Source organism: Streptomyces sp. NPDC094143 (genome assembly GCF_040303825.1).
In the GTDB taxonomy this organism is placed as follows: domain Bacteria; phylum Actinomycetota; class Actinomycetes; order Streptomycetales; family Streptomycetaceae; genus Streptomyces.
The window spans coordinates 153,845-175,770 of sequence record NZ_JBEOTZ010000019.1; the positions used below are offsets into that span (position 1 = coordinate 153,845).

Below are 21,926 nucleotides of genomic sequence, written 5' to 3' on the forward strand. Positions count from 1 at the left end.
CCTCGACGGGATCGTCGCGCTGGAGCAACCGCGGACTGCGACAGATGACCTGCTCCTCCCCCGTGCCGCACCCCGGCGCTCCCCTCCGGTGAACCGCGGCATGGTCCCGGTCGTAGGGCAGGGCGTCGCAGATGTGCCCATGTCGAGAGGGACAGCATGCCCATTCGCCTGAGAGTCCTCGTGGTCGGCGCCGGCATCGCCGGACTGGCCACCGCAGCCGCGCTGCACCGCCGCGGCGCGCTCGTCGATGTGGTGGAGCACCTACCCGGCCTTTCCTTGGAGGGCGCCGGGCTGTTCCTGCCCGGTAATGCCGTCCGTTCCCTGGAGGCCCTCGGGCTGCGCGATCGGCTGGACGCCCTCGGGGCACCCGTTCCCGGCCAGCGGTTGCTTGACCAGCAGGGCAGGCTGATTGCCGACATCGACACGTCGGAGCTGTGGCAAGGGGTGGGCGACTGTCTGGGGATTGCGCGCGCCGACCTGCACGCCGCCCTGTACGGCGCGTTGCCGGTGCCGGTGCAGCATGGCATCACCGTCAGCCGCCTGCACCAGTCGGACAGAGAGGCGGACGTCGAGTTCGACGACGGCGTGGTGGAGCGGTACGACGTGGTGGTGGGCGCGGACGGGATCCGCTCACGGGTACGCCAGTTACTCGACAAGACATCCGTCCCTCGTTACGTCGGGCAGGTCGCCTGGCGGTTTCTCAGCGACGACGCCGACGGCATCGACCGGTGGACGGTGTGGCTCGGCCGGGGCACGACGTTCCTGGCCTATCCCGTCGGCGGCGGCCGGATCTGCTGCTACGCGGACGTCTCGGCGCCCGCTCCCCCGAACTTCACCGGGGACACTTCCGAGATGGTTTCCGCGTTCACCGGGTTCAACGAGCGGGTGCGGAACCTGCTGGCCGGGCCGGCGGCCCGCACGACCCACTTCACGCCGGTGCAGGAGGTGAACGGCACGCGCTGGGTACAGGGCCGCGTCGTACTCGTCGGCGACGCGGCACATGCTAGCTCGCCCAACCTCGCCCAGGGTGTCGCGATGGCCGTGGAGGACGCCCTGGTTCTCGCCGAGGAACTGGCCGACGGTGCCGACGTCCCCCCAGACCTGCTCCGGTACGCCGGACGCAGGCTCCCTCGCGTCCAGGCCATGCAGCAGCGCACGCACCGGCGCGACCGCGCCCGGTCCACCCCTCCAGCCCTCCGCAACCCCCTGCTGCGCCGCGGGGCACGACGGCTGTACGAACGCGACTACGCCGCCCTGCGTGACCTGCCCTGACCGCAGGGCGAAGTGCAACGCGCCGAAGAACCCCGGTGCGCATCGCACGCACATCGAAGCAGATGAACCGGATGGCCCGGGCCGCGTGGACGACCAAGCCCTCGCCACTCGCACAACGGCCCAGCACCCAACGCCGCCGGCACGGCACAGCACGAACATAGTGGAGGACGAATGGAGACCGCAGCAGGCCCCTACCGACGGCCGCGCCGACGGATGGGAAAGGGTGGGGGAAGCCGGTGAACGCCGTCCTCATCACCGTGGAGACCCTGCTCGCCGCCATGTTCCTCGTCAGCGGAACCGGTCACCTCGTGGGCCGCTCCCTGCTGTCCACACCTGTCGGCCGCCTCGGCTTCACCCCGGCCGGACGCCGCGGGGTCGGTGCGCTGGAAGGCATGGCAGGGGCCGCACTGCTCGCCGGGACGTGGCTTCCCGCCCCGGAACTGGGGGTGGCGGCTGCGGTGAGCCTGTTCCTCCTGGCGGGCGGTGCCCTGTCCTACCACCACTGGACGCAGGACAACGTCCTCAGGTGTATGCCGGCGGCCACAGTCACCGTGGTGGCGCTCGTGGACGCCTCTGTTCGCTTCCTGCTCTGACGGGCCGGGGCTCCAGAAACGTCGCACGTTGACGCGGGGTCCCGGTACGTGGTTCACCCGCGCGGCCATCTGCCCGAGGGGTTACCTGCAGCTCACCACCTGAGAAAAAAGTGCGGTCTTGGGCATCCCAGGTCAGTTGCCTAGCCTCCTGTTGTCACTGTTGGTTACCTGCTGCGGGAGATACGCGTGGCCGTCGTACATGCCTCGATACCCATCGGCGCACACCGTCTCGAGGTGGAACTCCGCCGGGTCAAAGTCAATGACGTCGAGCTGAATGTGGCGACGGCGGGACGAGGACCGGCCGTGCTGCTCCTGCACGGTTTCCCGCACACCTGGCGTCTGTGGACCCACATCATGGGCGACCTGGCCTCGCAGTACCGGGTCATCGCCCCCGACCTGCGCGGCTTCGGAGACAGCGCCCGGCCTGCGCAGGGGTACGACGGCGGAACGCTGGCGAGCGACGCCGAGGAGCTGCTGCGAGCGCTCGGCGTAGTCTCCGCGACGGTGGTGGGCATCGATGCCGGTGCCCCGCCGGCGTTTCTGCTGGCCATGCGCAGACCCGGCCTCGTGCGGCGACTGGTGCTCATGGAGTCCCTGCTGGGACGTCTGCCCGGAGCCGAGGAATTCCTCGCCGGCGGCCCGCCGTGGTGGTTCGGCTTCCACGGCCAGGACGGCCTGGCGGAGTCCGTTCTCCTGGGCCATGAGGAGACGTACGTCGGATGGTTCCTGGACCACGGCACGCTCGGACGCGGGGTGCGGCCCGACATACGTGCCGAGATCGTCCGGACCTATGTCGGTCGTGAAGCGTTGCGCGGTGCGTTCGGCCCCTATCGCGCCACGGCCTCCACCGGCCGGCAGATCGAGGCCGCCGTCGCCTCATCTCGCCTTACTGTCCCCACGATGACGATCGGCGCCCACCCCGTGGGGCCCGCACTCGAGCGCCAACTGCGCCCTCACGCCGAGCATCTGGAGACCCACCTCATGAAGGACTGCGGCCACATCATCCCGCTGGACCGTCCCGAAGCCCTGCTGGACCTCCTGCGACCGTTTCTCGCCGCGGCCTGAGCCCTGTTCTCCCGACGGCGGGGGTACACCCGGTCACACGGGCCGGGCGGGCGCACTTGTCGCTGCGCGCCCTGGCGGTCGGCGGCCAGGGATGCACCTGGATCAGGCACCCTGCTCACGGCCTACTCCCCCGCCTTGTCTTGCCAAGCCAGACCGTGAGTGGTTGAATACTCACATGACCGACGAACGACGCCGCCTTTCCACCGCCGAAGAACGCAGGCACACCGTCCTGCGCACCGCGATCGGAGCCTTCGCCGCGCGGGGCTACTTCGGCACCACCACCTCGGAAGTGGCCAAGGCGGCCGGAATCTCGCAGGCGTACGTCTACCGCCTCTTCCCGAATAAGGAAGCACTGTTCACCGCGGTCGTCGAGCACTGCTTCGTCCAGGTGCGCGCCGCCCTGGAGGAAGGGGCCGCGAAGGCCGAGGGCAGCTCGGCCGAGGCGGTCCTGCGCTCCATGGGAGATGCCTACGCGCGCCTCATCAGCGACAATGACCTCCTGCTCGTACAGTTGCACGCCCAGGCGGCCGCCGTCTCCGAACCCGCCGTCCGGGAGGCGGTGCGCGCGGGATACGCGCGCATCGTCGAGTACGTCCGCGGCGCGTCCGGCGGCAGCGAAGAGCAGGTCCAGCAGTTCTTCGCCACCGGCATGCTCTGCCACCTGCTGGTCTCCATCGACGTCGACGGCGTCGACGCCCCGTGGACCCGCACCCTGGCCTCGGGGATCGCACACTACTGACCATGCGAGACGGGCGACCGTCCAGGACTTCCGCAGCCCTACAGCTGCCCGTCTTCTGAGATCAAAAGTGAGTGTTCAACCACTCCCACGGCACTGTCCGTAAGAAACACTGTGAGCGAAAGAGGGACCCTCATGACCGCGAAGCCCTACTTGACCGGCCACTACGCCCCGGTCGCCGACGAGATCACGGCCACCGACCTGACGGTCGAGGGCCACTTGCCCCCTGAGCTGACCGGCCGTCTGGTCCGCAACAGTCACAATCCCAAGCCCGGTGTCACACCGGCCCACTGGTTCAAGGGCAGTGGGATGGTGCACGGCATACGGCTGCGGGACGGACGCGCCGAGTGGTACCGCAACCGCTGGGTGCACACCCCCGCCCTTGAGGGCGCGCCGTACATGACGGACCAGGGCCCTGACCTGGCCGTCAGCACCGCCGGCACCCACGTCATCGAGCACGGCGGGCGCCTGCTCGCCCTGAGCGAGGCCGCCCTGCCCTTCGAACTCGACGCGGACCTGCGCACCGTAGGCGCCTACGACTTCGGCGGCAAGCTCACCTCCGCCATGACCGCACACCCCAAGCAGGACTCCCGTACCGGTGAGCTGCACTTCTTCGCCTCCTCCCCCTTCCCGCCCTACCTGATCCACCACGTCGCCTCGGAAGACGGCCACGTCCTGCGCAGTCAGGAGGTGCCCGGGGCGAGTGCCGCCCTCAAGCACGACTTCGCCATCACCGAGCACTACGTCGTCTTCTTCGAGGGCGCGGTCACCTTCGATCCCCGTGAGCACTCCGGCATCCCCTACGCCTGGAGCGACGGCCAGCAGGCACGTGTCGGTGTCCTGCCCCGCAGCGCGGACGGCGCCGCGAACGTGCGCTGGTTCGAGATCCCGCAGGGCTACGCCATGCACTTCGCCAACGCCTACGAGGACGCCGACGGGCGCATCGTGGTGGAAGGACCGTCGGTGGGCCGCACCGGATGGCAGCGCTCCTGGAACTGGTGGGTCGGCGCTCCGGACCGCGGCGCAGAACCGAACTCCCTGGCCCACCAGTTGCGCTGGACCGTGGACCTGCTGAACGGGCGGGTCACGCAGGAACAGATCGACGATCTGGTCACCGAGTTCCCCACTATCAACGACGACTACACCGGCCGCGAGCACCGCTACAGTTACGCGCTCTCCTTCCCCGACGACCGGGGCGTGGGCAACCACGCACTCGTCAAGTACGACCGCGCCACCGGCGCCCGCCAACTGCTGCCCGTGGGCACGGGGCAGCTGCCGAGCGAGGCGGTGTTCGTGCCGGCCACGGACGCCTCGGACGAAGACGCGGGGTATCTGCTCACTGTCGTCAGCGACCTCAACGCCGACGCCTCCCGGCTGCTGGTGCTGGACGCCTCTGACCTGTCGCTCGCACCGGTCGCCACGGTCCACCTGCCCCGCCGCGTCCCGGCGATGATCCACGGCTCGTGGATCCCGGACGCCCGCCTGTGAACCCCGGCACCCACCCCTCAGCCCACCCCCTCCAAGGAGCAGTCATGCAGACCACCGAGATCATCCTCCCCGCCGTCGGCGAGCCCGAGAGCCTCGAACTCCGCGTCCGGGACCTGCCGAAGCCCGGCCCCGGCCAGGCACTCGTCCGGGTGGAAGCCAGTGGCGTGAGCTTTGCCGAGCAGCAGATGCGGCGGGGAAAGTACTACGACATGCCGAAGTTCCCCTTCGTCCCCGGCTATGACCTGGTCGGCGTGATCGAGGAGTTGGGGCCGCAGGGAAGCGGACAGCACGGTCCCGCCGTGGGGCAGCGGGTCGCCGCGCTCACCAAGACCGGCGGCTGGGCCGGTCACGTTCTTCTGGAGGCGGCCGACCTGGTGCCGGTTCCCGACGGGGTGAGCGCAGCACAGGCCGAGACACTGGTGACCAACGGCGCCACGGCCTGGCGCATGCTCCACCGCACGGCGAAGGTCCGCGCGGGCGACACGATCGTGGTGCACGGGGCGAACGGCGGCGTCGGCAGCGTGTTGACGCAGCTCGCCCGGGCCGACGGCATCCGGGTCATCGGTACCGCCTCGGCCCGTAACCAGCAGGCCGTCGCCGCCCTGGGCGCCGAACCCCTCGACTACCGCCACGACCTGTACGCCCGCGTCCGTGAACTGGCCCCGCAGGGGGTCGCGGCGGTCTTCGACCATGTCGGCGGCGAGGGCATCCGGGACTCCTGGCGCATGCTGGCCCCCGGCGGCACTCTCGTCTCCTACGGCAGTGCCTCCACCCGCGACCAGTCCGGCAACGGCACGTTCACGGTGCTCTCGCTGGTCGCCCGGCTCGCCCTGTGGAATGCGCTGCCCAATGGGCGCAGCGCTCACTTCTTCAACCTGTGGGCCGGAAAGGCACGCAACCCGCACAAGTACCGGGAAGAGCTGCGTGAGGACCTCACGCGGGTGTTCGCGCTGCTGCGGGACGGTGCGATCGAGACCAGGATCGACCGGGTCTTCCCGCTGCGGGAGGCCGCCGCCGCGCTGCGGCACGCCGAGTCGGGCACCGTCGTCGGCAAGGTCGTCATCACCCCGAGCGGACAGGATGCCGCATAAGCGTCACTTGCGGCCCCGAAAGTGAGTGATTAAACAAACACTGCAGTTCTCCGGTACGTCCGTCCATCCCTCGCCTTCCCTTCCCCCCGGCTCACTCCTGGAGGTCACCATGTCCAGCACCACCCACACTCCCGCCGTATCCGCCACTTCCTCGCCCCCCGCCCGCCTCGTCCTGAACAACCGGGCCTCCTACCTGAGCTTCGGTCTCGCCTGGCTTGTCGGGCACGGTGCTAGTGCCCTCGCGTACGGCGACGACCCCATCGTCGGCATGCCGTCCGCGGTACCCAACCTGCTGCTGACCGTCGGCCTGCTTGGGGCCGTCGCCGTCACCAGCGCGGTCACCGCCAAGGCCCAGCGCGGAGCACAAGGCCGGCAGGCGGTCATCGGGAACCTGCTGGCCGGTTCATGGCTGGTCGGATTCGGCGCGCTCTTCCTGATCATCACCGCCCTGAGTGAGGCCCTGGGCGAGCAGGAAGTGCACACCCTCATGTGGCCCACCGCTTCCGGGCTCGTCGTCGGGCTGCTGTATCTCGCCTCCGGCGCCGTCTACCGCGACACGCTCCAGTACGCCCTCGGCAGCTGGCTCGCGCTGGCCTCCTCGGCCGCCCTGTTCCTCGACGGCGCGAGCCTGTACTGGGCCCTGGCCCTGGCCGGAGGCGGTGCCTACCTCATCGCCGCCGCACGGGAGACCCGCCGCTACGACGCCGCCCTGCGCGGGGCATGACGCAGGGCTGTCGCAGCACCGCGAGACCCGAGCGAACCGGGCAACACCCCGCGACGTCAGGAACCCCTTCCCCGGCAGGGGTGGGAGTCCTGGCGTCGCGTCACGTCGTCCCGGGACCTGCGGATCACCTCCCTGCGCCGGGCCGGACCAGGCGAGCCGCGCCACCCGCCACCGACGATCCGGCGGTCAGTGGCCTGCCGGGCCCAAGGGCGCCAGCGTTCCGCGACGCCCGGACCGAAGCTGAAGGGCTCAGCCACCGGCCATGGTCCCGCCGCTCACGCAGGGCTGCACCGGTCTCGACGCCGTCGCCGTGAGGCAGCCGGCGGCCAGGTGGTGGCCATGTGTTCCCACCGCCGTCAGGAGGCTGCACCCGCTGTCGGCCGCGGCGTCCTCGCCACTGTGTTGTCCGGGGAACTGCCCCAACTCACCCACCGCATCGTCGGATCGACACACCGGCTCAACCCAGCACGCCCGCAACGGGTCTCTACGGCTGGTGCCCCGCGGAAGCCGCCCTACCGCTTTCCGGCACCTCCCGACCCAAGGAGCGTCTTCGTTGTCCACCGTCCGTCCCCAGTCCTCGTCCGGCCTCGCTGCCCCCGCAGGCCCGGCGGCACTCCTCGAAACCCGCAACGTCACCAAGTCCTACGGCCCCAGCCCGGCCTTGCACGGCCTGTCCGTGGCGCTGCGGAAGGGGGAGATCGTCGCCGTCACCGGCCCCAGCGGTTGCGGCAAGACCACGCTCCTGCACCTGATGGCGGGCATCCTCCGCCCGGACACCGGGGAGATCCACTACAACGGCGCGCGTATCGACGACCAGAGCGAGGCCCGGCGCTCGCTGCTGCGACGCACCGACTTCGGTGTGCTGTTCCAGTTCGGTCAGCTCGTCGCCGAACTGCCGGCCGAGGAGAACGTCGCCCTGCCCCTGTTGCTGGGGGGCACCGGCCGCCGGCCTGCCCTGGCCCAGGCCGCGCAATGGCTGGAGCGGCTCGGTGTGGCCGAACTGGCCAAGCGACTGCCCGGCGAGATGTCCGGCGGCCAGCAACAACGCGTCGCGCTCGCCCGCGCCTTGGTGTCCGGCCCCAGCGTGCTGTTCGCCGACGAACCCACCGGCGCCCTGGACTCCAAGGCCGGTGAACTGGTGCTCCGGCACCTCGTCGGCGCCGCCCGCACCCAGGGCACTAGCGTGCTGCTCATCACGCACGACAGCACGGTCGCCGCCCACGCCGACCGCGTGATCCGCCTGCGCGACGGCGCCTTAGACACCACCGACGCCACCAACGCACCGACGGGAACCGGCCGATGACCCTGCGCACCACGCTGCGTCTCGCGCTCGTCGGCACCCGCTCCGACCGGGCCCGCATCACCCTGACCGCGGCCGGCGCGGTGATCGGCACGCTCACCCTGCTCTGCGCCGCCACCGTCGCCGCCATACCCACGGGACAGGAAGTCCGCTACACCAACGCCCTCCTCCAGGAGGACGGACTGCGCCCGGGCGTCGTCCTCGCCCTGGTGCTGCTGACCATCCCGGCCCTGACTCTGGTCGCCCAGTGCAGCCGCCTCGGCGCACCCGCCCGGGAACGGCGGCTGGCCGCGATCCGGCTGGCCGGCGCCGTCCCGCGTCAGGTGGTCAGGCTCGTCACGGTGGAAACCGCCCTGGCCTCCGTCCCCGGCGTCGCCGCCGGATTCGCCGTCTATCTCACCGGCCGCGCCCTTCTGGACACCACGGACGCGCGAGGAGTGCGCTCCCTGCCGACGGACGTCATGCCGCACGCCGTGCCCATGGTCCTCATCGCCCTTGGTGTACCGGCGCTCGTCGCCGCCCTCACCGTCCGCACACTCCGCAGGGCCGCCCTGTCGCCACTCACCGTCGTTCGCGCCACCCGCCGTCCGCGTCCACGTGCCCTACCCGGCGTCCTTATCGTGGTCGGCCTGGGCTGCTGCGCTGTGGTGGAACCGCTGTACCACTGGTTCACCCGGCATCCGCAGACCAACGACGCGCCCTCCCTGATCACGGGCGCCCTGGTCATCGTCGGCGTCACCTCCGTCGCCGTGGGAGTCGTCACCGGAACAGGCTGGATCACCTACACCAGCGGCCGCGTCCTCGTCCGGCACGCCCGCCGGCCCGCCGTCCTCCTGGCCGGCCGGCGCATGATGGCCGACCCGTGGTCCGGCAGCCGCACCCTCTCCGCGCTGCTCATCGCCCTGCTCATCGGCTCGGCGGCGGCGGGCCTCGCCGCCTTCACTGTGGCCACGGTGAGCGCCCAGGAGGAGAACACCCGCCGTTTCGCCCGCCTGGCCGGAGAGCGTTACGTCCCCGAAGGCACCGGGTTCTACGAGCGTGCCTACGAGCTCGTAGGCTACGCCTCCCTGGTCGCACTCCTCATCGCTGTGGCCGGCCTGCTGGTGGCCCTCGCCGACACCGTCCTCGCCCAACGCCGCACGTTCGTCTCCTTCGTGGCGGCGGGCACACCCCGCTCCGTCCTGTCCAAGGCGGTGTGCTGGCAGACCCTCACCCCCGCCGTCCCGGCGGTGCTCCTGGCCGTCCTGGCCGGCGTCCTGCTGCCCCGGCTCGCCGTGCCGAGCGGTCAGGACACCGCCGCCATGCAGGCCTGGCGCTGCTCGCCCCTGCCCGGCGACACGATGGCGGCCTGCAAGGACGCGACCTACGCCGAGGCGCACGGTGCCTTCGTCACGGCCGAGAAGGTTCCGGTCGTCGTCCACATGCCCTGGGCCCAGCTCGCCCTCCTCACCACCACGGCACTCACCGCAACCGTCCTGATCACGCTGGTCGGGCTGCTCTTCCTCCGGGGAAGCACCCGGCTCACCGAACTGCGCACCGCCTGACCGACACCGTGGCGGGGCGAAGGGTGATCCCCACCCGAAGGGTGCTGCCCGTTGGCCGCCCGGTCACCCCAAGGGCAGGAACGTCTTCGCTCCCCCACGCGGAAGTTTGCTCACGCACCGACGGGCCAGACGGACAGTGCGTGATCACCACGACGAAGTCCCGATAAAAAAGGAGCAGTTGAGTGCTGAAGCGAACGAGGCCCGTCGTCGTCACAGCGGCCGTGGCTCTGCTACCGGTCACAGGATGCGGCCAGGCCGAGGACATGCGCGACGCCAACCTGCGGACCCTCACCTCCAGGCTGGGAGCGGCCGCCTTCGAGGATGTCGGTCACCCCGTCAAGGGCGAACTGTCCTGCGACACCGCCGACAAGGACGCCTACAAGGTCACGTGCGACGGTGAGGACACACGGAACCGGTCGGTGAGTCTCGTGCTGCGGGCGGACGAGAACACGGCGTCCGAGGGCAACTCCCGGCTGAAGGGAACGATCGTGGGCAAGGTCGAGGACAAGGAAGTGTTCCGCAAGGAGTGCCTCGGGCAGTGCTGACCCCAGCGCATCCGTCACGTCACGGACCGCACCGGTCAGGCCCGGTCTCCGCTCGAGCTCCCAGGCCTACCCGCTGACGGATGCGTATGGTTCGCTGTCACGGGCCCGCACACACACTCAGCGGAGCGAACAGCGCGAGCGCCTCGACGTACTCAGGACCCTGAGCTCCGCTGGGTACGCGAGGCGACGCGCCGGAGGTGGGCGCCGCGACACCGGGGAGGGAGCCTCGCCGCCGTCCGGCCGAAGCAGCTCGCCGTGCGGCACGTCGCCACCCGTCCCCCGCCCCCGCCCCCGCGGCCGGACGTTCGCGACCGACCTGCTGGCGAGCCGGGCAAGAGGCCGCCAAGACGTAGCTGGCACGATGCGTCCCGTCGTGCGGCCGCCGCCGGACCGTCCGGCACGCCACGCGGAGTACTTCCCGTGGCGACCCGACAGGAGAAGCAGACGTGCACACACCCCGAAGCACCCATGACCGTACGGAGCAGACCGGCGCGGGCTGCCTGGTCGGCCTGTTCTGGATCACCTCCGCCGGCGTGTTCGCAGGAGGTCCCGCTCACGGACCCACGACGACCGAGGTATTGCTCACCGAGGACGGCATAGGGTTCAAGGGCCCGCTCGAGCGCCGGTGGCCCTGGCAGGAGGTGCGGGCCGTCGAGGTCGTCGATCCCCCGGTGCGATCGCTGCGACGCATTCTCGGCGCCGCGCTGGACATGGTGTCAGCCCTCGCCTCACCCGGTCTCGATGCGCGCTTGATGACGGTGACCGTCCGCACGGCCACAGAGGCGTTCCTCGTCGAGGTGGAGCCCGCGGTGGCCGTCGCCTACAGCGAGCGTGAGACCGAACTCTCGCAGCAGCTGCTGGACCGGCTCGTCTGGGAAACCTTCTCCGTCAGGACGATGACCGCCTGGTTCGGTTCGCGGACCGACACCGGGGCGCTGAAGACGGCCGAGCGCGAGGAACTGTTGTCGCGCTGGCTCTCGTCGGACTGACAGCCTCCGCACTCCTGACCGCCGCGCGGCCGGCGTCCCAGCCGATCCGGGTGCCAGGCTGCAGAATCGCGGGACGCGGGACGCCCTGAAGATACTCGAACGGGCCGACCGACCGGAGAACCTCCCGCATTCGCGGGCCCTGGGGCACGGGCAGGAGCCACACCCCCGAGACCCTCGGACACCATGCGGCCGAGGCTGTCCTGACCCTCTCCTGAAGGCTTCGCGGAGTCTCACCCGGCCCCGGGGTGACCAGGTCGCCGCGCCAGCGGTCGGGACGGCGACGGACCGCCGCGGATGAGGTACCACGGTGCTCGTCCCGGGACCTCGCCCGTGAACCGCAGAGCGGTCCCGGCCGTAGGGCATGGCGTCACACGCATGCCCATCTCGAAAGGGTCCACATGTCCGTTCACCTCAACGTCCTCGTGGTCGGCGCCGGCATCGCCGGACTGGTCACCGCAACCGAGTTGCACCACCGCGGAGCGCTCGTGGACGTGGTCGAGCACGAGCCGGGCCCCTCTTCGGAGGGCGCCGGGCTGTTCCTGCCCGGCAACGCCGTGCGCGCCCTGGAGTCCCTCGGGCTGCGCGACCGACTGGACGCCCTCGCGGCGCCCGTCCCCGGACAACGGCTGCTCGACCAGCGAGGCGGTCTGCTGGCCGACATCGACACAGCAAAGCTGTGGCAGGGGGTGGGTGACTGTCTGGGGATCACCCGCCCCGACCTGCACGCCGCTCTGTACGACGCGCTGGAGGTACCGGTACGGCACGGTGTCACCGTCAGCTCTCTGCACCAGTCGGACAACGGGGTGGACGTCGAGTTCGACGACGGCACGGTGGGACACTACGAGGTGGTGGTCGGAGCGGACGGGATCCGCTCGCGGATACGTCAGATGGCCGACGCGACGGCCGTGCCCCGCTACCTCGGACAGGTCGCCTGGCGGTTCCTCAGCGACGACGCCGGCGACATCGACCGGTGGACGGTGTGGCTCGGCCGGGGCACGACCTTTTTGGCCTATCCCGTCGGCGCCGGCCGGATCTGCTGCTACGCCGACGTGTCCGCGGCCACGCCCCTGGATCCCACCAGGGGCAGCGCCGAACTCTCCCCCGCCTTCGCCGGGTTCGACATCAGGGTGCGAGACCTGCTGGTCGGGCCGGCCGCCCGCGCGGCTCACTTCACCCCGGTGGAGGAAGTGAACGGTACCCACTGGGTGTACGGGCGTGTCGTGCTCGTCGGTGACGCCGCCCACGCCAGTTCGCCCAACCTCGCCCAGGGCGTTGCGATGGCCGTGGAGGACGCGCAGGTGCTCGCCGAAGAACTGGCCGGAGACGGCGACGTCGCCACGCTCCTTTCGCGGTACGTCCAGCGGAGGATGCCGCGTGTGCAGGCCATGCAGAAGCGCACGCACCGACGTGACCGCGCCCGGTTCACCCCTCCTGTCCTGCGCAATCCCCTGCTGCGCTACGGGGCACGGCGGCTGTACGAGCGGGACTACGCAGCTCTGCGGGACCGACCCTGACATGTGACCGCGCGTGCGGACCCGTGCGGGACCGGCCACCTGCTCCTGCCCTCCTCGCTCCGTCGGACTCGCGCTCGCGACGGTCGCGTTCAGGCCCTCATCATTACGCCGGAGCCGTCGGCGGTGACAGCCTTGGCCGTCACCGCCGTCACCGCGCTGCCGGTCCACAGGACCGGGGCTTCCGCCGCCATCCCGTACGCGGGCCGGTTCTCGTTGTGACCACGGCGGGCCGGGCGAGGCCGGTGGTCGGCCCGGAGCCGGCGGACGCTCGCGTGAGGATCCTGCCCGCCGCGTCGCCCTCAGGGCGCGGGGCGCGGCGCGTCCACCGGGCGGATGTCCGTGTGCTCACCGGTCCGCCCGTCGGCGTCCTTGACGGCCGACCCTCGCAGCCGGTGATACACGGGGGCGGCCAGGACGGCCACGAGCAGACCGCAGGACACCTGGAACAGCCAGCGGACCCAACCGCCGGGGGCGTCCTCGACGCGGTCCATGAGGGTGTGGGAGAAGGGGTAGGCCACCAAGGTGCCGATGACCACCAGCCACCACGGGCCGGACCAGCGGCCCCGGGCGACCATGGAGGAACCAAGGGCGATCACGATGACCGCGGCCATCAGAGCGGTGAGGTTGAGCTGCATCGATTCATCGCTTCCTGCCCTGTGCGGGCTGATCGAGTGGCGGGGCCCGGCGTCCGGCCGGGAGGGACAAAGCGCGGATCAGGCACGTACCGGACTCCCCCGGCGCACGCGACGCACCGCCGCGCCGATCAGGAAGGCGTTCAGCAGGGCCGCGCCCAGCGTCGGCGCGATGTGCAGCAGGAGTCCGGCCGCTCCTTCTCCCTCTGGGAGGAACGTGAGCGCCAGACTCGTCGGGGCGGTGACGAGCCACAGCCACACCACCGCGAATGAGCTGTCCTGGTGCTGGACCAGCGTGGAGTCCCACACCGACCACGCCAGGAGCGCCGCCCACAGCATCAGGTAGCTCCGGCTGATCCAGTTATCCGTAATCCGCCCGAGGATGTGCCGCTTACCGTCTCGTCCGTTCGCCATCCTGTTGCCTCTTCTGCCGGGCACCCCGGCGCTGGCTAGTGAAGTCGCTGCGCGTCTGAGCAGCTGCCTTCAGGTTTCCGCCCCTGGGCCGCCGGTTCATCACCCGGCGGCACGAGCCCGGCCTCTATCCCTGGATGGAGCCGGCCGTCCGCCGGGAGGTCGGGAAGGTGCGCACCGCATCCCATGGGTGCCTCCTCGACGCCACCGCACCGGAAGGACACGGGTCGCAAGACGACCGGCCGGCGTCGCCCGTCCGGCGTTCACGCCATCTTGTGCGCGTGAGCACCGTCCTGTTCTCTCCACGGCGAAACCGGGCCGTCGGTTCACCCACCCAACGCGGCAGACGCGTCCACATCGCGGACCGGAGTGGTCCGCCTCGAACCGGACGCGCTTCTTCCTCGTAGAGCCGAGCAAGAACGAGAAGACCGGGGCAAAGCGACCGCTGGCGGCGTACACGGCGGGCCGGCACCGACACCGCCCCTGGACTTCTCATAGGGACACACTGTGGAGTGCACGACGGAGAAGGAGATGCACAGCACGACGAACGGCCTGTGGTGCGGGCTTTTGGGACCCCTGACGATCCGGCGGGCGGGAACCGCCCTGGACCTCGGTCCTCCCAAGCAACGGGTGCTCGCTCTGCATCTGCTCCTTCAGGACGGACGCGCCGTCTCCACCGACCGGCTCTGTGAGGACCTGTGGCCGGGACGCCCGACACCCCGGGCGGTGGTCTCCCTCCAAGCCCACATCAGTCGGCTGCGCGCGGTACTGGAACCCGGACGCCCCCGGCACGGCAAAGCGGGTCTGCTGGTGCGGGAATCCCACGGCTACGCCCTGAGAGTGCCCGCTGAGGTCCGGGACACCGTGCGGTTCGAGCAGGTGGTGGTCCGCGCCAGACATTCACTCGCCGACGGACGTGCCCAGGCGGCCCGCAAGGAGATCGAGTACGCGCTGTCCCTGTGGCGAGGTGCGGCTCTGCAGGACGCCCGGGACTACATGTTCGCCCAGCGACAGGCGGCCCGGCTGGAAGCAGCCAGGGCCGCCGCCGAGGAGATGTATGTCTGCACCCTCCTGCACGACGGCGATGTGCAGCGCGCCATCGGTGTGGCCGAGGTGCTGACGGCCCGCCATCCTCTGCGTGAGGTCGCCTGGGGGCTGCTCATGTGCGGGCTGTACCTCACCGGCCGCCACGCGGACGCGCTGGCGCGGTTTCAGGAACTGCGGGGGCACCTGGCCGAGGAACTGGGACTGCAGCCGAGCCCGGCGATCGGTGCCCTGCAAGAAGCGATACTGCGGCACGACGTCGAGGGCGTCCGGCGCACGGCGCGGTCGTTCGTCACCGCCGGATGCGGCCACCTCAGCGAATCGGCGGACCTGCCAGGGGCATCGTCCTCTCCGAGTGCTGCCAGGGGTTGTCCCGTGCGGCTGACGCCGACCGGGGCGGCGCCACCGGACGACGCGCGGCAGGAGACGCCGCTGCCTGGCCACCTCACCGTACGTCCCGCCCAACTGCCCGCCGATCCAGCCTTTTTCGTCGGTCGCCGGGCAGAACTGGCCGCCATGCACGACATGGCCGGGACTTCTCGGCCAGACATCGCGGCACCGCCCGTCCTCCTGGTCGGCGGGGTACCGGGCGTCGGGAAGACGACGTTCGCTCTGCGGTTCGCCCACCAGGTGGCGCACCGGTTCCCCGACGGTCAGCTCTTTGCCGATCTGTGCGGTTTCGATTCCAGCGGCTCCGTAGCGGATCCGGCGGATATCCTGCAAGAGTTTCTGAGCGCCCTCGGAGTCGCCCCTACGGCCATACCCACGGCACTGAGCACCCGAACGGCGTTGCTGCGCACCGTGCTGTCCCAGCGGCGAGTGCTGCTCGTGCTGGACAACGCCCGGGACGAAGCCCAAATCCGGCCGCTGCTGCCGGCAGCGCCCGGCTGTCTGACCATCGTCACCAGCCGCAACGAGCTGCACGGCCTGGTCACCAGCGAGGGAGCCGGCGCACTGACCCTGGACGTGCCGTCCGCGCAGGAGGGCACAGACGCGCTGACGCGGCGGCTGGGCTCGCGGCGGGTGCGCGCCGAGCCGCAGGCCGCCGAGGACATCGTCCGGCTGTGCGCGCGCCTGCCGCTGGCCCTGGCGATCGCAGCCGCCCGGGCCACGCTGCATCCCGAGTTCTCGCTGCGTGAGCTGGCCGACGAGCTGCGTGCCGCCGAAGGCAGCCTCGACGCCTTCTCCGGCACCGACGACAGCACCGACGTCCGGGCCGTTTTCTCGTGGTCGTACCGCGCGTTGTCCCCACAGGCCGCCCGCCTCTTCAGACTGCTGGCTCTGCACCCGGGCCCTGCCGTCTCGGCCCCTGCCGCGGCGAGCCTGGCCCGGCTGACGGCCCCCGAAGCCCGCGCCGCGCTGGTCGAACTGACCCGTGCCCGCATGGTCGGCGAACCCGCAGCGGGCCGGTATGCGCTGCACGACCTGCTGCGCGTCTACGCCGGGGAACTGGTCCGCGAGCACGACACGGAACAGGAACGCACAGCGGCGCTGCACCGGATGTACGACCATTACCTGTACACCGCCGTCACCGGCGGCCCGAGCCTGAGCCATTCTCCAGCGGGTCCCCCGCCCCCGCCTCCGGCGGCCGGCGTCACGCCGGAACTCCTCATGGATATCGGCCACATCCTGCGCTGGTATGCAACCGAGCAGTACGTGCTGCGGGGCATCCTGCGCCAGGCCGCGGACACCGGATTCACCGCACACGCCTGCGGGATCGCCTGGTCACTGCACGGTTACCTGGACGCGCAGGGCCGCTCTGGTGAGGCGGCCGCTGTACTGTCCGTGGCCCTGAAGGCGGCCGAGGACGCCGCGGACCGCGGCGAGCAGGCGCGGCTGCACCGGGCGGTCGCCGGCTGCCTGGGCAGGATGGGCCTGCACGTCGAGGGCATGAAGCACCTTGACACGGCGACGGAACTACTGGACGGGCTCGACGACCTGGAGGAAGAAGCACGCGTCCACCTGTCGTTCGCGTCACTGTTGCACCGCGAGGGCCGCAACCAGGCGGCGCTCCGCCGAGCCATGGAGAGCCTGCGGGCCGCCCGGCGCTGCGACGACCCTGAGACGGAGGCGGACGCCTGCAACGGAGTCGGCTGGCTCCTGACACTGGTGGACCGCGACGAGGAGGCGCTCTCGTACTGCCGGCGTTCGATCGCGCTGTTCCACCGTCTCGGCATCCGCCTGCGCGAGGCCCATGCCTGGGACAGTCTCGCCCACGCCCACCACCATCTCGGCCAGTACCGCCGTGCCACCGACTGCTATGACACCGCGCTGGAGCTGATGGAGGCGTGTGGCGACGTCTACACCAGGGTGGGCACATTGATCAGGCTCGGAGACACCCACCTCGCGGCGGGCTCTCCGGAAGCGGCCCGGGCCACCTGGCTCCGTGCGCTGCGGCTGGCCGAGGAACAGCCGGACGTGCATCCGATCGACGGCATTCGCGAGCGGCTGAGCGTCTGAGCACGGCCCTCGTCACCGGATGGATGCCCCGCACCACCACGGAAGGACATTCGGGGTTGCGAGCGGGATCAGTCGACCCGACGGCGGCCGATACGCCGTCGCCTTGCTCGCCGCTCCGCGTCCACCGGCGGCGGCCTGCCGAACGCGAGCGCGGTCACCGGTACCCCGGCGCGCAGGGCGGTGGACACCCTGCGCTCCCGCTGATCCGTACTCAGACGGCCGGGACGGCGTCCGCCGGGCTGGTGTGCCAGTTCGTGACGACGGGCTCGTCGACGAGGACGCTGCCGACGTTGAGAGAGATGGGGTTGGGGTCGCCTTCGCTGACGGAGACGATGACCGTGGTGTACTCCGCGCCGTGATCGTCGTTGGTCGTCTTCGGGCTGACCCCCGCGTACACCGTCTTGCCGCCGCTGAGGGTGATCTCGTCGCCGGCGACCTGCTCGGCATTGCTTGCCTGTGTCCCGCCGGAGCCGAAGGCGATCACGGGCAGGCCGCCGGGCAGTACACAGGTGATGCCCGGCTTGGCCTTGACACTGATCTGGTAGTGGCCCCCGCCCTGGGTCATGGCCTTGGCGGACCACTGCAGGTCGTTGGTTCCGCAACCCTGGCCGTAGCCGGTCTTGTCACCCGCCCGGTCATCGGAGGAGGAAGCCGGGCCGGACCCGCTGCCGGACTGGGCCCCGCTGTCGTCGCCGGCCTTCGAACCGCCGCCGGATGAGGTCTTGTTCGCGCCTTCGGACCCTTCGGTGCCCTGCGTGCCGCCCTGGCCGTCGCTGCCCGCCGTCGAGCTCGGGGCGGCGACAGAGGCCGAAGCGGATGTCGACGGCGTGTCGGTCGCCTTGGTGGGACTGCCGGCGGGGTCGCCCTCACAGGCGGTCATGAGCAGTCCGGCACCCAGAGCGGCGGAGACGGCGAGGGTCGTGCGCATGCGACGGTTCATGGTGAGTTCCCCTGGATTGTTGCGTGGTGACGAAGAATGATCTGCTTTTGCGTTCTCGATCGGAGTGACGGCGGGATGCGCCACCGGGTTCGATGGGGTCACCCGACCAGGACCTTCCTGACACAAGCCCGTGACATGTACGCCCGAACCGTGACCGGCGCCGGACCCTGAACGCCGCCCCGGCGGCGTGCCGGAGCCGGCTCACCCGCGTGAACGTCAGGCAGCTGCGTCCACGACGTCGTCCAGGTCGTCCGAGCCCTGGCCAACGGCCGGCATCACAGCTGGACGCAAGCCGTCGTGTCGCGCGTCAGCCTCGCCGTCACGCACTCCTCATGTACGGCGGACCCACACACGCCTCTTGTGTCAAGAAAGCAGGCATGTCAGTACGCGACGAGGGCAGCCGATCACCACACCTCGCAGAAAGGCAGTCACCATGACATCGCTGCAAGGACACTACGAAACCAACCAGGCGGGGGCCGCTACAACGGCCGAGCGTCGCAACGGATTCGGGATCGCGGCACTGGTGCTCGGGCTGATCGGCATCGCCACGTTCTGGACCGTCATCGGCGGGGCGGCACTCGGCCTTCTTGCCGTCATCTTCGGCGTTCTCGGCTATCGCCGCAAAAGGCGCGGCCTGGCCACCAACGGGGTCATGGCCATCATTGGCGCCATCTTTGGCGCCCTCGCCCTCATAGCGTCGGCGATCGTTCTGGCAGCGGGCGTGGCTGTGTTCAACTCGGACGAGTTCAAGAACTACTCGGACTGCATCAAGCACGCGGACACCCAGGCGGAGCAGGACAACTGCGCTCAGGACTTCGACAAGGAGAAGCCGTCCGGCGTCGGTCAAGGCACCAAGCGCTGACCCAGCCGCCGATGTGATGGCTGCGCCGAGCGCAGGAGTCGCTCCCGTTTCCGTGGAAGCGGGGAGAGGGAAGTGACGGATGGCGGTAGGGAAGCGCTGCTCGTCCAGGCTGTTCATTGTGGCCGCTGATCGGGGGGCGGCTTCGATGTCCGTGCCGCACGAGGCTCCCGCGCCCTGGAGAGAGTTGTTCGACATCTCGACTCACCTGCGCGGGAGCCTCGCCTGTTTCCTCTCCCGCTCCACACGGCGTCGGCACGGAACGACGCACGTGGTCACCGGATCCGATCGGACGGCCGCTGCCAGTCTCGCCCTCACCGCTCGGCCGCGCTCACAACCTCACCACGCCCCTCCCCCACCCACCGGAAGGTCAAGGCCGGTTACGCGCCCCCGTCGCCGACCGCCTGTGCGCCACGTGAAACATGAGGTGCGGCGGATGAACCTGACCCGCCGAGAGCACGTTGGACGGGTGAACGGGTTATGGGGCCCGACCTGTGGATCCCGGTCTCCTGGGGAGGGGGCCGGGATTCCACGGACCCGCCCAGTGCGGGCTGCGGAGCCGTCCGTCACTCGATGCCGTGGTGTGCGGGCTGACACACAGCGTCAGCGGTGTTCCGCCTGTGCCGATCCTCACCACGCGGGCGAGGCGAGCACCCTGCCAGACGTGCGCGTTGTCCCCAGTTTGTCGTGGCTTCCTTCGGCCGGTGCCCGGACCGCGATGTCGCACGCCGCCCACTGTCACATCCTTTGGCGCACCGTCGTCATGCGTGTGGACGTCCGGCAAGCCCATCGTCGTGCACACATCACCGCGCGCCTCGCCGACCGCTGACGGCGTCCGCGGCGGGCCGGTGCGGCCCCGGCACCGGCTGCCTGGGCAGCTCAAGGGCGCCTCAGGCGAGGGCGAGTTGGGGGGTCAGTGAGTGACGCCGCGGTCGTGCAGGGCCTTCTTCAGGGCCCGCAGAGCGTAGTAGGAGCGGGACTTGACGGTGCCGGGGGGTATACCGAGGTGCTCGGAAACCTCGGCGACACTGCACTGCAGGTAGTACATGAGCTTGATGATATCGCGGTGCTGCTCGGTGAGGTCCTCGAAGGCCTCCAGGACGGCGTGCCGGGCCAGAAGACGCTCGGTCGGATCGTGGTGGGGGGTGGGGATGTCGAGCGTGTCCGAGGTGGGGTGCTCGGGCGGGCGGATGCTGCGGGCACGCCGGTAATCGATGACGAGGTTCTTGACGACGGTGAACATCCAGGGGCGGGCTTCGTGGACGTCCAGGCCGAGAGTGGTGGCGTGTTTCCAGGCGCGCAGGGCTGCCTCTTGGAGGATGTCCTCCGCGCGGTGCCAGTCGCCGCCCAGGAGACGGGCGGCGTAGCGCAGCAGGAGGGTGCCGTGTTCGGCGTAGAGCCGGCGGATGAAGTCCTCGCCGCTGATGCCGTTGGCGTCGTCGTGGGTGGTGCTGGGTGTGCCGGGAGCACTCGGTCCGGGCACGAGGTCCGTGGTCCGCCTCATGGGGTGGCGTCCTCATCCGTGATCAGTGTGTTTCTGGGGCGAGTTCACACTGAAGGCAAGGACTTGGACGAACCTTGTCGCAATCTTGTCGAAGGGGGGCGGCACCGCTGCGCGCCGCCACCGCCAACCGTCATCCTCCCCTCGCCACCGCCCCTTCAACCAACCGACCACGAGATTTCCGGATGCTCATCGTCCGTACGACACTCGTGGGCTGACGCCTGGCTAACCTCATCGCACAGCAGTGCCTGTGGGGAGGGGACACCGTCAAAACGATTCCGTGCAACGACGCCAATGTGGGGCAACGCTGGGACTGCGGAGGAGTTCACGAAATCCCAGCGCGCATACTGGCCAGCCCGCCAAGTACCTGACCGGCTGGACCACCGGCAATGACGTCGGTCTCGCCCCCTACTGTCGGTGAGGCGTACTGGTGCAGCGTCCGGTCGTCCTCGTGATCGTCGCGGTGAGTGCACCATCGTGTGCGGTACTGGCGTCTCTCGGCCGCATCGAGTGCATCGACGGGCAGCGGCTGTGTCCCAGGTAGCGCACGCACAGCACATAGGCGGCCGTTGTGGACGGTCCCCCGTCCACCTGGCAATCTCCAGCATGGCGACCAGGGCCCTCACCGCTGTCAGCGCAACGGTCGGCTCCAGCCGCAAGAAGCCTCCCCGGTCCACGTCCCGGTCGATCTCTGACGGTTCTGCAACCGCCGCGGTGGCCGATACCCCTCCTTCACGAGGTGGGGAAGCGCTGCGTGAGGTGGGGAAGCGCTGCGGACTGAGGGCGGGGCTCCATCGCGGGAGCGGTGCCCGCCGCGCTGATGGGTTTCCGCAACGGGACCGGTCTGCACGGGTATGCAGACTCACACACTCAAGACAGCCGACGTGGACCTCGTTTATGACGTTCGCGGGCCGCTGCCGACCACAGACGGACGCCCGCCGTTGTTCATGATCGGGCAGCCCACGAACGCCACGGGCTTCGCCCGGCTCGCGGCGCGCTTCTCGGAGCGGACCGCTGCCATCTATGACCCGCGCGGGCTCGGTCGCAGCACGCGCAAGGACGGGCGGGTCGACCACCGCCGCAGATCCAGGCCGACGACGTGCACGCCTTCGGCGAGGCGCTTAGAGGGCATCTGATCAAAGTTCACGCTGTTGTGACGGTCATGTCCGTTTCGATTCGCCACGTTGGCGTGGATTCTCCCGTCAGCTCGCGGGACAT

General features: G+C 70.2%; 18 protein-coding genes and 1 pseudogene. 15 read left to right on the forward strand and 4 right to left on the reverse strand.

The genetic code is table 11. The annotated features are described in order from the left end of the window. The first annotated feature begins 156 nt into the window (after positions 1–156). The 12 genes from ABTZ58_RS23985 (at position 157) to ABTZ58_RS24040 (ending at position 12,861) form a co-directional block, all read left to right on the forward strand. Complete coding sequence (locus tag ABTZ58_RS23985) at positions 157–1,272, forward strand: FAD-dependent monooxygenase (protein ID WP_351360211.1); 1,116 nt, start codon at positions 157–159, stop codon at positions 1,270–1,272. Positions 1,273–1,508: 236 nt separating this feature from the next. Beyond that, positions 1,509–1,865, forward strand: coding sequence for a DoxX family protein (locus tag ABTZ58_RS23990; protein WP_351360214.1), 357 nt, complete (start codon positions 1,509–1,511; stop codon positions 1,863–1,865). A 186-nt stretch (positions 1,866–2,051) separates the two neighbouring features. Next, positions 2,052–2,930, forward strand: a complete 879-nt coding sequence (locus ABTZ58_RS23995; RefSeq protein WP_351360217.1) for an alpha/beta fold hydrolase — start codon at positions 2,052–2,054, stop codon at positions 2,928–2,930. 175 nt (positions 2,931–3,105) lie between these two features. Beyond that, on the forward strand, positions 3,106–3,669 hold the full coding sequence (locus ABTZ58_RS24000; protein ID WP_351360220.1) for a TetR/AcrR family transcriptional regulator: 564 nt from the start codon (positions 3,106–3,108) through the stop codon (positions 3,667–3,669). 132 nt (positions 3,670–3,801) lie between these two features. Next, the gene (locus ABTZ58_RS24005) at positions 3,802–5,154 is read left to right on the forward strand and encodes a carotenoid oxygenase family protein (RefSeq protein WP_351360222.1); all 1,353 of its coding nucleotides are present in this window, start codon (positions 3,802–3,804) and stop codon (positions 5,152–5,154) included. 44 nt (positions 5,155–5,198) lie between these two features. Next, the gene (locus ABTZ58_RS24010) at positions 5,199–6,245 is read left to right on the forward strand and encodes a medium chain dehydrogenase/reductase family protein (RefSeq protein WP_351360225.1); all 1,047 of its coding nucleotides are present in this window, start codon (positions 5,199–5,201) and stop codon (positions 6,243–6,245) included. 109 nt (positions 6,246–6,354) lie between these two features. Further along, positions 6,355–6,969, forward strand: a complete 615-nt coding sequence (locus ABTZ58_RS24015) for an ABC transporter permease (RefSeq protein ID WP_351360228.1) — start codon at positions 6,355–6,357, stop codon at positions 6,967–6,969. Between the two features lie 553 nt (positions 6,970–7,522). Then, positions 7,523–8,272, forward strand: a complete 750-nt coding sequence (locus tag ABTZ58_RS24020) for an ABC transporter ATP-binding protein (protein WP_351360231.1) — start codon at positions 7,523–7,525, stop codon at positions 8,270–8,272. Continuing rightward, positions 8,269–9,813: a hypothetical protein gene (locus ABTZ58_RS24025; protein ID WP_351360234.1), complete on the forward strand. Its 1,545-nt coding sequence runs from the start codon at positions 8,269–8,271 to the stop codon at positions 9,811–9,813. Before ABTZ58_RS24020 ends, ABTZ58_RS24025 begins: the two co-directional genes overlap by 4 nt. 182 nt (positions 9,814–9,995) lie before the next feature. Next, the gene (locus ABTZ58_RS24030) at positions 9,996–10,358 is read left to right on the forward strand and encodes a hypothetical protein (protein WP_351360237.1); all 363 of its coding nucleotides are present in this window, start codon (positions 9,996–9,998) and stop codon (positions 10,356–10,358) included. A 446-nt stretch (positions 10,359–10,804) separates the two neighbouring features. Then, positions 10,805–11,347, forward strand: a complete 543-nt coding sequence (locus ABTZ58_RS24035) for a hypothetical protein (RefSeq protein WP_351360239.1) — start codon at positions 10,805–10,807, stop codon at positions 11,345–11,347. 398 nt (positions 11,348–11,745) lie between these two features. After that, positions 11,746–12,861 (forward strand): FAD-dependent monooxygenase, encoded by a 1,116-nt coding sequence (locus ABTZ58_RS24040; RefSeq protein WP_351360242.1) that lies wholly within the window; start codon positions 11,746–11,748, stop codon positions 12,859–12,861. A gap of 299 nt (positions 12,862–13,160) precedes the next feature. Here ABTZ58_RS24040 and ABTZ58_RS24045 read toward each other — a convergent pair whose 3' ends face one another. Together ABTZ58_RS24045 and ABTZ58_RS24050 are read right to left on the reverse strand one after the other, a co-directional pair. After that, a complete protein-coding gene (locus tag ABTZ58_RS24045) occupies positions 13,161–13,496 on the reverse strand; it encodes a hypothetical protein (protein WP_351360244.1) in 336 nt (111 codons plus the stop codon). A 78-nt stretch (positions 13,497–13,574) separates the two neighbouring features. Next, positions 13,575–13,907: an SCO4225 family membrane protein gene (locus tag ABTZ58_RS24050; RefSeq protein WP_351360247.1), complete on the reverse strand. Its 333-nt coding sequence runs from the start codon at positions 13,905–13,907 to the stop codon at positions 13,575–13,577. 528 nt (positions 13,908–14,435) lie between these two features. On the opposite strand from ABTZ58_RS24050, the gene ABTZ58_RS24055 reads away from it, so the two are divergent. Next, on the forward strand, positions 14,436–17,408 hold the full coding sequence (locus ABTZ58_RS24055) for an AfsR/SARP family transcriptional regulator (RefSeq protein ID WP_351360250.1): 2,973 nt from the start codon (positions 14,436–14,438) through the stop codon (positions 17,406–17,408). 211 nt (positions 17,409–17,619) lie between these two features. Here the strand turns inward: ABTZ58_RS24055 and ABTZ58_RS24060 are convergent, their stop codons facing one another. Next, the gene (locus ABTZ58_RS24060) at positions 17,620–18,348 is read right to left on the reverse strand and encodes a DUF4232 domain-containing protein (RefSeq protein ID WP_351360253.1); all 729 of its coding nucleotides are present in this window, start codon (positions 18,346–18,348) and stop codon (positions 17,620–17,622) included. Positions 18,349–18,781: 433 nt separating this feature from the next. Between ABTZ58_RS24060 and ABTZ58_RS24065 the strand changes: the two genes are divergently transcribed. After that, complete coding sequence (locus ABTZ58_RS24065; RefSeq protein WP_351360256.1) at positions 18,782–19,210, forward strand: DUF4190 domain-containing protein; 429 nt, start codon at positions 18,782–18,784, stop codon at positions 19,208–19,210. Positions 19,211–20,120: 910 nt separating this feature from the next. Here ABTZ58_RS24065 and ABTZ58_RS24070 read toward each other — a convergent pair. After that, complete coding sequence (locus ABTZ58_RS24070; protein ID WP_351360259.1) at positions 20,121–20,711, reverse strand: sigma-70 family RNA polymerase sigma factor; 591 nt, start codon at positions 20,709–20,711, stop codon at positions 20,121–20,123. A gap of 851 nt (positions 20,712–21,562) precedes the next feature. Between ABTZ58_RS24070 and ABTZ58_RS24075 the strand changes: the two are divergent. Further along, positions 21,563–21,926, forward strand: a pseudogene (locus ABTZ58_RS24075) (alpha/beta fold hydrolase); the annotation flags it as partial.